We start from the raw sequence: 13,106 nt of genomic DNA, 5'->3' as shown, positions 1-13,106 counted from the left end.
GCGGGGGTGGATCAGCGACGCAGGCCGAGCTTTTCGATCAGGGCCTTGTAGCGACCGTTGTCCTTCTTCTTCAGATAGTCCAGCAGGCTGCGGCGGCGGTTGACCAGCTGCAGCAGACCACGACGGCTGTGGTGGTCCTTCTTGTGGGCCTTGAAGTGCTCGGTCAGCTGCTCGATGCGGCCGGTGAGCAGGGCGACCTGGACTTCCGGCGAGCCGGTGTCGTTGGCGCCGCGGGCGTTGTCCTGGATGATCTTCTGGGTGTCGATCGACATGATGTTTTCTCTTTGATGCGAGGCCTGCAGGAACGCACGAGGCGCACCGCCTGACCCGCCGCTTGCTGATGGCCGCCCGCGTGAACCGGGAGCGGAAAGGAACGCCTGAAAAAGGCGCGCGAATTGTACCCGCTGGACGCCTTGCCCAACAAGGTCTTACGGCGCCGCCTCCCGTGGAGCGGGATCGGCCGGGGGCTGGAACAGCCGCTGCGGCGACAGCCGGCCGTCGGCGTCGACCGAGGCCAGGCCCAGCGGACGGCCCTGCCCGTCGAACACCGCCACCGGTTCGGCGGCCGGCCACGGGCCGCGAAGCCGCTGGCCCTGCGCCAGGCGGGCCGCCTCCGGCGCCTCCAGGACGACGGCCGGAAAATCGGCCAGGCCCGCCGCCAGCGGCAGCAGGCAGGCCTCGAGCCCGGCCGGGTCGGTCCCGGCCATGGCCTGCAGCGCTTCCAAGGTCCACATCCGCGGCGACCTGAACGGCTCGACCCAGAGCCGGCGCAGACTGGCGATATGCGCACCGCAGCCCAGCACCTCACCCAGGTCGCGGGCCAGGCTGCGGATGTAGGTGCCACTGCCGCAGGTCACCCGCAGGTCGATGCGCGCGCCGTCGTGGGCCAGCAGTTCGATCGCGCGGATCTCGACCTCGCGCACCGGCGCCTCGATGGCCTCGCCGCGGCGGGCCCTGGCATACAGCGGTTCCCCGCCCTGCTTGAGCGCCGAATAGATCGGGGCCTGCTGGCGGATCCGGCCGGTGAATCCGGCCAGCGCCTCACGGAGGCGGGCTTCGTCCAGCTCCGGCACAGGCCGCTGCTGCAGCACCTGGCCGTCCGCATCGTCGGTATCGGTGGTCGTGCCCAGCACGATGCCGGCCTCATAGGCCTTGTCCGAGCCCAGCAGCAGGCCGGCGATCTTGGTGGCCTCGCCGAAGCACAGCGGCAGCAGGCCGGTGGCGAGCGGATCGAGGCTGCCGGTGTGGCCGCCCTTCTCGGCCCGGAACAGCCGGCGCGCGAGCTGGAGCGCGGCGTTCGAACTCATGCCCGACGGCTTGTCCAGCAGCAGGATGCCGTCGAGGCGACGGAACGCGTTTCTTTTCTGGTTCATGCGCAGGAGCGGCCGGACGTGCCGGATCCAGGGTGTACACCACCGGCGAACCATCGCCATGGCGCATCCCGCGAACCGGACAACCGATGGACGGCCGGATCAGTCCTCGCCGGCGGTCGGCGGGTTTTCGCGCAGCAGCGCATCGATGCGCTCGCCACGGTCGACCGAATCGTCGTAATGGAAATGCAGTTCGGGCACGTGGCGCATCTTGACCCGGCGCGCCAGTTCCATCCGCAGCTGGTAGGCGATCGCCTTCAGTCCCTTGACCGCTTCGGCCGAGCGCTCGGGCATCAGGGCGGTGACGAAGACCTTGGCATGCGCCAGATCGCGGCTGACCTCGACGTCGGACACGCTGGACGACGGCAGACCATGCTCGCGCACGGCTTCGTGGACCAGGGTGCCGACTTCGCGACGCAGCTGGGCCGAAACGCGGTCGGTGCGATGGAAGGACTTGGTGGGCATGGTGGAACTCCTTGCCGGCCCGTGCCGGACCGATGGAACGGTAGCGCGCCACGACGGCGTGGGCGTGAAACGACAGGACGGCCGCAAGGGCCGTCCTGTCTTGGTGCCTGTACCGGCCGGAGCCGGCGGCAGGACGGATTACAGCGTGCGCTGGACCTCGATGCGCTCGAAGCACTCGATCTGGTCGCCGGCCTTGACGTCGTCGTAGGCCTTCACGCCGATACCGCACTCGGTGCCGTTGCGCACTTCCTCGACGTTCTCCTTGAAGCGGCGCAGCGATTCCAGCTCGCCCTCGAAGATCACGGTGTTGTCGCGCAGCACGCGGATCGGCTTGTTCCGCTTCACCACGCCTTCCACGATCATGCAGCCCGCGACAGCGCCGAACTTCGAGCTGCGGAACACGTCGCGGACCTGGGCGATACCGATGATCTCCTCGCGGATCTCCACACCCAGCAGACCCGAGGCCACCTGCTTCACCTGGTCGATCACGTCATAGATGATCGAGAAGTAGCGCAGGTCGACGCCGTTGGCTTCGATGATCCGGCGGGCCGAAGCATCGGCACGCACGTTGAAGCCGATCACCGTGGCCTTGGAGGTCACCGCCGAGTTCGCATCGGACTCGGTGATGCCGCCCACGCCGGAGCTGATGATGTTGATCCGGATGTCCTGGTTGGACAGCGCGACCAGCGAGTGGCGCAGCGCCTCGACCGAACCCTGCACGTCGGCCTTGACGATCAGGTTCAGGCTGAGCTGGCCGTCGCCCTTGCCGAGCTGGGCCATGATGTCTTCCATGCGGCTGCCCGCGGACTGGACCAGGCGCGACTCGCGGCGCTTGGCGTCGCGCTGCTGCGCCACGTCCTTGGCCAGGCGCTCGTCCTTGACCACCACGAAGTCGTCGCCGGCGTCGGGCACGCCCGACAGGCCGAGCACCTGCACCGGGATCGACGGGCCGGCCGATTCGGGCTGCCCACCGGTCTCGTCGAACAGCGCACGCACGCGGCCGTACTGCACGCCGCACACCAGGTAGTCGCCCTTCTTCAGGCTGCCCTGCTGCACCAGCACCGTCGCGACCGGGCCACGGCCCTTGTCCAGCGCCGATTCGATGACCACGCCGCTGGCGCGACCGGTCGGCACGGCCTTGAGCTCGAGCACTTCGGCCTGCAGCGAGATCGAATCCAGCAGGTCGTCCACGCCCATGCCGGTCTTGGCCGACAGCTCGACCATCTGCGTGTCGCCGCCGAAGTCCTCGGCCACGACCTGCTCGGTCAGCAGCTCGTTCTTGACCCGCATCGGGTCGGCATCGGACTTGTCGATCTTGTTAATCGCCACGATCAGCGGCACGCCGGCCGCCTTCGCATGCTGGATCGCTTCCTTGGTCTGCGGCATGACGCCGTCGTCGGCCGCGACCACCAGCACCACGATGTCGGTCAGCTTGGCGCCGCGGGCGCGCATCGAGGTGAAGGCGGCGTGGCCCGGGGTATCCAGGAAACTGATCACGCCCTTCGGCGTTTCCACGTGGTACGCACCGATGTGCTGGGTGATGCCGCCGGCTTCACCGGTGGCCACCTTGGTGCGGCGGATGTAGTCCAGCAGCGAGGTCTTGCCGTGGTCGACGTGGCCCATGATGGTGACCACCGGCGGACGCGCGGTCTGGTCGCCATCGGGCTGTTCGACATGCGCCAGCAGCTCGCTCTCGGCATCGTCGGCGCCTGCGCGCACGACCTTGTGGCCGAGCTCCTCGGTCACCAGCGCCGCGGTGTCGTGGTCGATGGTCTGGGTGATGGTGGCCATCACGCCCATCTTGAACATGGCCTTGACCACGTCGCCGCCCTTCAGCGCGAGCTTCTGCGCCAGGTCGGCCACGGTGATCGTGTCGCCGATCGCCACTTCGCGCACCACCGGTGCGGTCGGGCGCTCGAAACCGCCGACGCCGCCGTTGTTGCCGCTGGAGCGCACGTCCTGACGCCGCTGCGGACGCATGCCCGGGCGACCGCCCGGACGGGTGTTGCCACCCGGACGCGCGCTGGTGCGGCGGGCACGGTCGGCGGCCGACAGGTGCAGCTGGCCGGCGAAGCGGCTGGCCGCATCGTCGTCCTCGACACCGGAAACCATCGCGTGCGAACCGCGCGTCTTGTGCTTGGCCGCGGCGCCGCCGCGGTTGTCCTCGACCCGGGCCGGGGGCTTGGGCGCGTGGTGCACGGTCTTGGTCGGACGCGGCGCTTCGTCCGCGTCGGCCTTGCCTGCCACGGGAGCCGCCGCCTCGGTGACCGCGGCCGCCGCGGCGTTGCGCTCGGCCTCGATGCGCTGGCGCTCGGTTTCCTCGGCCTGGCGGCGACGCTCGTTCTCTTCGGCGCGCGCGCGGTCCTGTTCGGCCAGCGCCTGCTGCTCGGCCAGGTTGCGCTGGCGCGATTCCTCGAGCTTGCGCAGCGCGTCGGCGCGCTCCTCGTCCTCGCTCATCGGGCGCGACGAACCGGCGCCGTCACCGCTGACGAAGGTGCGCTTCTGCCGGACCTCGACGTTGACCGTGGTCTTGGTGCGACCACCACCGACGGTCAGCTCCTGGACCTTGCGTCGGGCCAGGGTGATCTTCTTCGGTGCGGCGATCTCTTCGGCGGGCGCCTCGGCCTTGCCGTGCGAACGCTTGAGGAAGCCGAGCAGCTTGAGCTTCTCGGCGCTGGTGACGACCTGGTCGGGGCCACTGAACGTCATGCCGGCCTCGGCCAGCTGCTCCAGCAGCTTCTCGACCGGCGTGTTGACCAGCTCGGCAAGCTTGCGGATGGTGGTTTGCTGCGACATTCGGATCCTATGCTCTGAGTGGCGCCCCCTCGCGCAGAGCAAGGGAAGCGCAGATTCTAAGCCCTGATCGGGTCAGGGCGGTGTTCATCGCCGGCTCATTCGCCGCGTTCCAGACGGGCGATCTCCTCGGCGCGGGCGGCCAGGATCAGCGCCGCGGCACGGGCTTCGTCCAGACCCTCGATGCCGAACTCCATGACCTCGTCGGCGGCCAGGTCGGACAGGTCCTCGCTGGTGCGCACGCCATTGGCGGCCAGGGCGAACGCGGTGTCCTCGTCCATCCCGTCCAGGGCCAGCAGGTCGGCGGCCGGCTGGCTGTCCTCCAGCCCCTCCTCCACCGCCAGCGCCTCGTTCAGCAGGGCGTCGCGGGCGCGGGCACGCAGTTCCTCGACGATGTCCTCGTCGAAGCCCTCGACCGACAGCAGCTCGCCGACCGGAACGTAGGCGATCTCCTCGACCGAACCAAAGCCCTCGGCGACCAGGATGCCGGCAATCTCCTCGTCCACTTCCAGCTTGTCCATGAACAGCTGGCGGGCGACGGCCTGCTCGGCCTCGGACTTGGCGGCGACCTGGTCCTGGGTCATCACGTTCAGCTGCCAACCGGTCAGACGGCTGGCCAGGCGCACGTTCTGGCCACCCTTGCCGATCGCCTGCGCGAGCCGCTCCTCGGCCACGGCCAGGTCCATGGAGTGCTTGTCCTCGTCGACGATGATCGACTGGACCTCGGCCGGTGCCATCGCGTTGATCACGAACTGGGCCGGATTCTCGTTCCACAGCACGATGTCGACGCGCTCGCCGTTGAGCTCGTTGCTCACGGCCTGCACGCGCGAACCGCGCATGCCGATGCACGCGCCGATCGGGTCGGTCCGGGTGTCGTGGGCGAGCACGGCGATCTTGGCGCGGTCGCCCGGATCGCGGGCGCAGGCCTTGATCTCGACCAGACCCTGGCCGACTTCCGGCACCTCGAGCTTGAACAGCTCGATCATGAACTCGGGGGCGCCACGGCTGATGAACAGCTGCGGGCCACGCGGCTCGGAACGGACCTCCGCCAGGTAACCGCGGACGCGGTCGCCGGTGCGCAGCACGTCACGCGGAATGCCCTTGTCCTTGGAGATGAAGGCCTCGGCGTTGCCACCCAGGTCGACGTAGATGTTGCCGCGCTCGGCGCGCTTGACCACGCCGGTGACCAGCTCGCCGACACGATCCTTCCACGCATCGACGACCTGCTGCCGCTCGGCCTCGCGCACACGCTGGACGATGACCTGCTTGGCCGCCTGCGCGGCGATGCGCCCGAACTCCGGGTTCTCGATCTGCTCTTCGATGTGGTCGCCGACCTCGACGCCGTCGGCTTCGTCGACCGCATCCATCAGGCGGATCTGGCGGTCCGGCGACTCCATGACCACGTCGTCGGCGACGACTTCCCAGCGACGGAAGGTCTCGTAGCTGCCGTCCTTGCGGTCGATCGCCACGCGCGCCAGCACGTCCTGGTCGATGTAGCGCTTCTTCGCGGCCGAAGCCAGCGCGGCTTCCAGCGCATCGAAGATCACCTCGCGCGGCACGCCCTTCTCGTTGGCGACCGCGTCGACTACCAGCAGAAGTTCCTTGCTCATCTCGTTACTCCGCACGCGACCCGTCGGTCGCCGGCTTGTTTGGGGAATGCTTGCCAGCGTTCGCACCCGCGCCCTGACGGCCCTTGTCGGCACCGCCCCTGGCGGGGGCCTTGTTGCCGCCCGACGCGCGCTTGTCCGGCGCCAGGCCCAGCGCAGCCCAGTCCGGGACCAGACGCGCCTTGTCGATGTTGTCCGCCGCGACCGGGAACTCGGTCCCGTCCAGCGAGAAGACGATGGTATCGCCTTCGATGCGCAGGATCGTGCCCTGCAGGCGACGGCGGCCGTCCTGTGGCAGTTTCAGGCCGACCTTGGCCTGCTCGCCCACGAAACGCTCGAAATGGGCGAGCCCGAACAGCGGGCGATCCAGGCCGGGCGAAGAGACCTCCAGCGTGTAGTTGCCGGAGATCGGATCGGCCACGTCCAGCTGGGCCGACACTTCGCGGCTGACCGCCTCGCAGTCCTCGATGGTGACCATCCGCTCGGACCCCGCAGCCGGCACGTCGATGTACAGGCGCACGGTCGCACCGCCCGGGGCGGGCAGATACTCGATGCCGAGCAGCTCGAGGCCAAGCGACGCAACGGTCGGGCCAAGCAGTTCGACGATTTCGCGACTCTTTTCGCTCATGGAAGGCGTGATGCTCGAACGCGGAAACGGAATCGGCCGGGAAGCCCGGCCGCCAAAAACGGCAAAGGGCCCATCAGGGCCCCTTGTCCGATATTGCTGGAATCGGTGCAGCGACGGGAACATGCGTCGCTGCGAGCCCGAGCATTGCGGAATCATTTCACTACCACCGAAATGAACCGCAAAACTTGGTAGCGGGGGCAGGATTTGGGCTCTATCTGACTGAGCCGGTCCGGATCCCTATCCGCTGAGGCTGGGAAGTCTAAGGGTTCCTGGCTGCTGTCGCAAGCTCGCGACAGCAGCCCACCTGAACGCGCGACAGAGGCAAAGCGCCTCATAGATCACATCGGCACCCTTTCAAGTGCCGGCCTGCCTGCCCACCTCAACCACCAAGCCGCTTCAACTCTGTCCGCCGCCTATCGTCGGCAGCCTTCTCGGCAGACAGCAAGGTCACGAAACCACGCAACTCGTTCCACATACCGGGCAAGTAGAAGCAGTAGAGGAGTGTAGCCACCATCAACCCTGCGCCACCCGCAACAAGCCACCGCTTCAGCAGTTCGCTGGACACAGGATCTGCGATCCTGACCAACGCACCAGCAACGGTGATCGCCAAAAAAAGAACCCAAAGACGCCTAGACTTGACCCGAACCATCCCATCAAGACGCGAGCGCTGCAGAGGAGTGAGGTGGCCCACCGCCGCCAAATCACTCTGCAGGCGATAGATCAGCGAGACGACGGCCGTCGCAAGCACCGCCTGAACTATCCACATTTCTTTCAGGACAGCACCCAACTCAGCAACGCTCAAAAAGCGTGTCGACAAGGATGCGCACAGCACCGCCGCCACGATGATGGCGACAGTCACTGCGAGATTCTTGCCAACACCTGAGGCCATTAATGAACTATCCCAGTGCGGATTGCCTGCAGCAGCCATGCGTTCACCCTCCCCCACAGATCGAACTCGTCTACGAGACCAGAGTCCAACACTCTCACGCTGATGTCCGAGAAAACCTTCAGGTCCGATCCGGCGAGAGTCCCACCTTTGTGGAGGTGAATGCGCGTCTCGCCTGGATCGAAATGACGGCCAGCTACCGCTAACCGCTGCATCAGAACGAAGCCCTCATCTGACTTCTTTCGGTTGCTGTAACGCAGGTCGACAGTGACCTTTACGCGCTCATTCTTACCTAGCGCCTGTTGCAGAGGCACATCACCAAACCAGTCACCGAAGATAGGCCCGAGCATCTCAGCCATAGGGCCGACAGGCACTACCTTCTTATACCCACGAATAGTCTCGCGCTCAGAAGTTCGACGCTGAGTCGCCACCTTCTCCACCACTTCAAAGTCCAACTCGGAGCCGATCGTCACTCTGTCCACATGCCGCCTGTTCAAGCGCTGCTCTGCGTCTTGGGATTGAAGATCAACCAACAGTAAATAGTCGTCAGGTTGAATGAGCCCACACTCGCGAAGGAGCCAGTTCAGGTGATCTTCCAAGGCCTTCGACCCCAGATGCAGCGTAGCGATGTACATCACATGCTCAGCCGAAACCGCGAAAAACGTCAGAGACTCGACGAACTCGCGCTTGGTCTCACCATCTTCCCCAGGAACAGCGGCCGCATCCAACTTATAGTCGCCTGTCGCAGCGTCCTTCTCGAGGTAGTGCTGCTTCTGCCCTTTGGTGAACTGCATCAGGCGCCCTACACGCATGTTGTTAGATGCGCCGACGCCTGAAATCACGCGAGTGGTCTGCCTGTCTAGGCCAACAGCCTCTTCTCGCTGCTCCACATCGGAACGCGCCGCCATCGCGGCCACAAGCATCTGCTCCAAGCTCACCGGCTGCCCTGTAGAAAGCAGAGTAGCTCGTTTGTAGTGAAGCTTCCTTGTCTTCTCTGTTGCCATTCTCACCCCCTAATGAGATGTCAATTATCTCAGAGTCTGCCCATCATGGCGTTAACTGAACTCAAGTCAGTCAACACAGACGGATGACACCCTCATCGTCGCTCTCTGCCACATCCGGCGGCCGGATCGGCCAGCTGCGGAACCAGTCGCGCTGGACAGGCGGTAGCTCGCCAGCACGCCGCCGGGTCGGGGCGCCGCCGGTGAGCCATGCCCGGGCGTCTTCGAACAGGACCACGGCGGGGAACCGCTCGGCAGCGCGGCCCAAGATGGACATCGTCTTCTGCTTGCCGCGGAAACGGATCACGCCGGCCAGCAGCATGGGGTCGCCACCCGGAGGCACGTAGTACCGCCACTGGCGATCCTCCTCCTGCACCAGAACGCCGCTAGCCAGCACCGCGCATGTCCGCCCGGGGTTGTCGTGCGTGGGGAGGTCGGTGTCCCAGACCACAGGTCGGCTCGGGTCCCAGAGCAACGACAAGATGCCCTCCTCGCCCCATTCCTCGTGGCCATAGGCGCTCGGGTAATCGCCAGGCGGCACTCGCCAGCGGCTCGCCTTGCCGCCGGTGCGGCCCGGGCCGGGGCGCTTGAGCCCGAGCAGTTCCTCGAACTCGTCCACGTGGTGGTAATGGGCGATCCGGAGCTGCACAGCGGAGAGGCCAACGGCTGGGCCACAGAGGGTACTGCCGGTGATCTCACCCGGCGCGACGCCCGCCGCCGACCATGCTGAACCCGTTGCCGGGGCGCCCGTCCCGCCCTCACGCCGGCCTGCCGGCCCAGTAGTAGGCTCCGCCGCATGTGCTATTCCGCCCAAGTCCACGCCGAGTGGAAGAAGTTCCAGCGCACCACCGGGGCCGTCATGGACCTGGACACTTACGTCCGCACCTTCTGGTGGGACCAGGGCCGCGACCCGCTTCGAAAGCAGCTGGCCAAGGCGCCGCGGGCCATGATCCGGGAGCTGCAGGAGATCGGCCCGCCCGAGCTGCGCGAGAACCTGGCCGAGCAGGACGCGGCCGCGATCGCTGCCCTTGAGGAGGAACTGTTCGCCCTGCGCCGGCGCGTCGGGGATGCCCAGCGCGCCCTGCAGACCAAGGTGACCAAGAAGGCCCAGGAGGACGTGCGCATCGGCACCAGTAAAGGGAGGGCCGCCCGCCGGCGCCTGGACGCCCTGAAGCGCACCGACATGCTGCCGGAGGACAACCGCGTCTACCCCGGCGTCTACTGCCCCGTCATGGTCTGGGAGAACGGACAGCGCGTGGTGAAGCCGATGCGCTACCAGTGCAGACCGGTCGGCAAGCCTGCCAGCTATGACCGACAGTACCCGGGCACGTACAACGCCCGGCGCGACAACCTGGAGGGCTTCTGGCGCGGGCAGTTCGGGCACACGCACGGGATCATGATCGCGGATAGGTTCTACGAGCATGTCGAAGTCGACGGCGAGAACCAGATCCTCGAGTTCGAGCCGCGCACCGGCGAACCGATGCTGGTTGCCTGCCTCTGGTCGCACTGGACCGACCCGCGTGGCGTGGAGCCGGACCTGCTCTCCTTCGCCGCCATCACCGACGATCCGGAACCGGAGGTGGCTGCGGCCGGCCACGACCGCACGATCATCAACCTCAAACCGGAGCACGTCGATGTCTGGCTCAATCCGGACCCGACCGATCTGACGGCGTTGTACCGCATCTTCGACGACAAGCGGCACCCGTATTACGAGCATCGGGTCGCTGCCTAACCGCACACCTGCACGTCGCGTTGACCGACCCGGCGCGAGGCTTGGCCCATGGACTTCCGCACACGCGAATCGATCGACGCCGAACTGCAGCGCCTGCAGCAGCGCATCCCTGAGCTGATCGACGAGTGCGACCCGGGCGACGTGCTGGAGGCCTTTGCCGCGGAGGCCGCCCGGCTGACCCACCACGTGACAGCCGAGCACGATGCCTATGTCGATGACCGCATCAGCTGCATGCTCGCCTCGGCCGGCCTGATCCCGGGCGAAAGCGAGGGCGAGGCCTGCCTCACCGGCGCGGTGAGGACCCAGCCCCTGACGCGCGACGAGATCGACGCCCGGATCCGCCAGATCGAGGGCGAGATCCCGGCGCTGACGCGCGACATGGATCGCTTCTATCGCGAATTCGAAGACCGCACCGACCGGCTGTGCGCTGACGCCGCGCCCGAGGACGAGGCCTACATCCTCGATCGACTGCAGCAGATGGTGGGGCGTGCCGGCATCAACCGCTGACACCTGGCTGCCGCTTCCCCGCGCATTCTTTCAGCGGCACCCCACCCAGGTAGCGCCAGACCTGCTGAACAAGCTCCTCGTGCGCGACGACGGACGCGCTGCGCGCATCGTGGAGGTCGAGGCATACGCGGGCAGCCAGGACCCGGCGGCGCACTCATACCGTGGCCAGACGCCGCGCACGGCCACGATGTTCGGGGAGGCCGGTCACCTGTATGTGTACTTCACCTACGGCATGCACTGGGGCTCCAACGCCGTGTGCGGCCCGGTGGGCGAAGGCTGGGGCGTGCTGTTGCGTGCGGCCGAGCCCGTCGCCGGCATCGAGGCGATGCGTGCGGCCAGGCCGGCGGCGCGCAGGGACCGGGATCTGGCCAGCGGGCCCGGCCGCCTGTCGCAGGCCTTCGGCATCACCCGCGCGTTCGACGGCGCCGACATCGTCACAGGCGACCGCGGGCTGCGCATCGTGGACGACGGCACGCCGCCGCCGGCCGAGCCGGTGGTCGGCCCCCGCATTGGCATCAGCAAAGCCGCGGACTTGCCATGGCGCTGGCATGTGCCGGGGCACCTGCACGTCTCCAGGGTTCAGTCGCCGAAGCGCTCGGCGTAGGCGTCGCGGAACGCCGATTCGACAGCGTCTGCGGCATGCACCGCCTCGGCCCGCAGGCAGGCCGCGAAGATCGCCGCCTGCTGCTCCCGCGCATCCCGGCCGGACACCTGCTCGATCTCCGTCAGGCGGTCGACCACGCGCTCGATGACATCGTCGAATGCAGCGGAATGAGACATGGGCGCCTTGTGTCGGTGGCCAGCGGCCCCTCGCGCTGGTCGAGGGGCACGCGGCGGCGTCATCCTGGGCCATCCTGGCCGGTGCCGTGCGCTGCTGGCGTTTGCATCCTGCAGGCCGACGTTGCACACCCCCATCAGTGATGTCCGCGTCAGCGTGTAGGAAAAGCCCCAGTCCGCTTCACCACCATGCGAAACGAGAAAGGCCCCTTGCGGGGCCTTGCGGTTACAGGTCAGTGCACGTCTGCTGCCCGGGGGCACCGATGCACTGCCGGAACACGTACCACTCGCCCTCGAAACACATGAAATAGCGGACGCCATTGAAAAGCGGCACCTCGCCAACCTGCCCGTCCACCAGACAAGGCTCCGACGGCGTCTGCATCTGCGCCGATGCCGTACCAACCGCAACAGCACACCCCAGCGCAACGAATGCCAGCGCTTTTCCGATCCGACCCTTCATAGATCTCTCCTTGATAGCCCATGGGCGCCAGCAGCCCCGCGGGGGGACCGCGGGGCACGCGCGGGAAAGGGGCCTGGGCTGCAGTAGCCGGCGCGCGCGGTGCTGGCGACCCCACTATGCACAGCACGCCGCGCGGCGGGGCGAGGTCTTCTGCCCGCATTCGCATAGGAATTCTCTGAGAGATCAGCGAACCGCGCGGTCCACCTCAGATCGCATGCGGTGCCAGCAGCTCCTCGCAGCCATGGTCTCTAGCTCGCCGAGGAGCCCGCACGGGTGATCAGCCGGGCCTTTCGGCCGCGCGCACGTTGCTGGCCCATCCATCCTGGGCGCCTGCGCACGTTCATCCATCGGCGATCCAGACATCGCCAGGTCGGAAAAGCCCGTGGAGAGGCGTCAGAAAATGCAGACACCCCGCGGTCAGGCCCTGCCAGTCGTCTGGCCTCGCTCTGGAGCCTGGCACCTGCGCTCCGCGCGTATGGCGTGATGCCAGGTCATGAGAAACAGAGCGGTCCCGATGAGTGCGAGATTGATGGCGAGATGCGGCTGATCTCCCGCCCTGGGCATCCAAGGGACATAGAAGATCATCGTCGCAAACGCGATGCTGACCAGCATGGAACCGGGGAACGTGGTGACCAACAGCGCGCCGAAGAGGTCATCGCAGTCGTTGATGCTCTTGCACACGTCCCAACCCCAACTTCCCCAGAAAACAGTGATCGCCAGGTACACACCCCTTGCGAGATCCGGAACCAACTGGGTGGTGACGGGGTACGCGAACGCAATAGCTCCGCGCACCAGTTCGAGCATCATGCAGCCCAACAGGATGTGCAAGCCTGCATAGATCACTCGGAAGAGACGCGTCATCTGGGGCCATGGAGAATTT

15 protein-coding genes are annotated in these 13,106 nt (G+C 66.8%); 3 read left to right on the top strand and 12 right to left on the bottom strand.

Annotation, left to right across the window (positions count from 1 at the left end; genetic code table 11):
* Positions 1–11: 11 nt before the first annotated feature.
* From rpsO to IB242_RS09285, 9 genes are all read right to left on the bottom strand, one after another.
* Positions 12–272, bottom strand: coding sequence for a 30S ribosomal protein S15 (gene rpsO / locus IB242_RS09325; RefSeq protein WP_192278435.1), 261 nt, complete (start codon positions 270–272; stop codon positions 12–14).
* Between the two features lie 156 nt (positions 273–428).
* The gene (truB, locus tag IB242_RS09320) at positions 429–1,373 is read right to left on the bottom strand and encodes a tRNA pseudouridine(55) synthase TruB (protein ID WP_192278433.1); all 945 of its coding nucleotides are present in this window, start codon (positions 1,371–1,373) and stop codon (positions 429–431) included.
* Between the two features lie 99 nt (positions 1,374–1,472).
* The gene (gene rbfA / locus IB242_RS09315) at positions 1,473–1,835 is read right to left on the bottom strand and encodes a 30S ribosome-binding factor RbfA (protein ID WP_192278431.1); all 363 of its coding nucleotides are present in this window, start codon (positions 1,833–1,835) and stop codon (positions 1,473–1,475) included.
* Positions 1,836–1,973: 138 nt separating this feature from the next.
* Positions 1,974–4,631, bottom strand: coding sequence for a translation initiation factor IF-2 (infB, locus tag IB242_RS09310; protein ID WP_192278430.1), 2,658 nt, complete (start codon positions 4,629–4,631; stop codon positions 1,974–1,976).
* 95 nt (positions 4,632–4,726) lie between these two features.
* The gene (gene nusA / locus IB242_RS09305; protein ID WP_192278428.1) at positions 4,727–6,238 is read right to left on the bottom strand and encodes a transcription termination factor NusA; all 1,512 of its coding nucleotides are present in this window, start codon (positions 6,236–6,238) and stop codon (positions 4,727–4,729) included.
* A 4-nt stretch (positions 6,239–6,242) separates the two neighbouring features.
* Positions 6,243–6,863, bottom strand: a complete 621-nt coding sequence (gene rimP, locus IB242_RS09300; RefSeq protein ID WP_192278426.1) for a ribosome maturation factor RimP — start codon at positions 6,861–6,863, stop codon at positions 6,243–6,245.
* Between the two features lie 379 nt (positions 6,864–7,242).
* On the bottom strand, positions 7,243–7,791 hold the full coding sequence (locus IB242_RS09295; protein WP_192278424.1) for a hypothetical protein: 549 nt from the start codon (positions 7,789–7,791) through the stop codon (positions 7,243–7,245).
* Positions 7,752–8,753: a hypothetical protein gene (locus tag IB242_RS09290; RefSeq protein ID WP_192278422.1), complete on the bottom strand. Its 1,002-nt coding sequence runs from the start codon at positions 8,751–8,753 to the stop codon at positions 7,752–7,754. Before IB242_RS09290 ends, IB242_RS09295 begins: the two co-directional genes overlap by 40 nt.
* A 70-nt stretch (positions 8,754–8,823) precedes the next feature.
* Positions 8,824–9,369 carry a hypothetical protein gene (locus IB242_RS09285; protein WP_192278420.1) on the bottom strand — a complete coding sequence of 182 codons (546 nt, stop codon included), beginning with the start codon at positions 9,367–9,369 and terminating at the stop codon, positions 8,824–8,826.
* 177 nt (positions 9,370–9,546) lie between these two features.
* On the opposite strand from IB242_RS09285, the gene IB242_RS09280 reads away from it, so the two are divergent.
* From IB242_RS09280 to IB242_RS09270, 3 genes are read left to right on the top strand one after another with little or no spacing between them, the layout of a single operon-like run.
* Positions 9,547–10,482 (top strand): SOS response-associated peptidase family protein, encoded by a 936-nt coding sequence (locus IB242_RS09280; RefSeq protein ID WP_192278418.1) that lies wholly within the window; start codon positions 9,547–9,549, stop codon positions 10,480–10,482.
* Positions 10,483–10,530: 48 nt separating this feature from the next.
* Positions 10,531–10,989 carry a hypothetical protein gene (locus IB242_RS09275; RefSeq protein ID WP_192278416.1) on the top strand — a complete coding sequence of 153 codons (459 nt, stop codon included), beginning with the start codon at positions 10,531–10,533 and terminating at the stop codon, positions 10,987–10,989.
* Positions 10,970–11,593, top strand: coding sequence for a DNA-3-methyladenine glycosylase (locus IB242_RS09270; RefSeq protein WP_192278414.1), 624 nt, complete (start codon positions 10,970–10,972; stop codon positions 11,591–11,593). The genes IB242_RS09275 and IB242_RS09270 overlap by 20 nt, the downstream gene beginning before the upstream one ends.
* On the opposite strand, the gene IB242_RS09265 is transcribed toward IB242_RS09270, so the two are convergent.
* The 3 genes from IB242_RS09265 to IB242_RS09255 all read right to left on the bottom strand — a co-directional run bounded on the left by IB242_RS09265 (position 11,569) and on the right by IB242_RS09255 (position 13,087).
* Positions 11,569–11,769, bottom strand: a complete 201-nt coding sequence (locus IB242_RS09265) for a hypothetical protein (RefSeq protein ID WP_192278412.1) — start codon at positions 11,767–11,769, stop codon at positions 11,569–11,571. The genes IB242_RS09270 and IB242_RS09265 overlap by 25 nt on opposite strands.
* A gap of 223 nt (positions 11,770–11,992) precedes the next feature.
* Positions 11,993–12,226, bottom strand: coding sequence for a hypothetical protein (locus tag IB242_RS09260; RefSeq protein ID WP_192278410.1), 234 nt, complete (start codon positions 12,224–12,226; stop codon positions 11,993–11,995).
* A gap of 417 nt (positions 12,227–12,643) precedes the next feature.
* On the bottom strand, positions 12,644–13,087 hold the full coding sequence (locus tag IB242_RS09255; RefSeq protein WP_192278408.1) for a hypothetical protein: 444 nt from the start codon (positions 13,085–13,087) through the stop codon (positions 12,644–12,646).
* Positions 13,088–13,106 lie beyond the last annotated feature (19 nt).

Origin of the sequence: Xanthomonas sp. XNM01 (assembly GCF_014851915.1) — a bacterium.
Taxonomy (GTDB): domain Bacteria; phylum Pseudomonadota; class Gammaproteobacteria; order Xanthomonadales; family Xanthomonadaceae; genus Pseudoxanthomonas.
The sequence above is the reverse complement of the archived record's forward strand: the minus strand, read 5'-3'. Positions and strand labels throughout refer to the sequence as shown.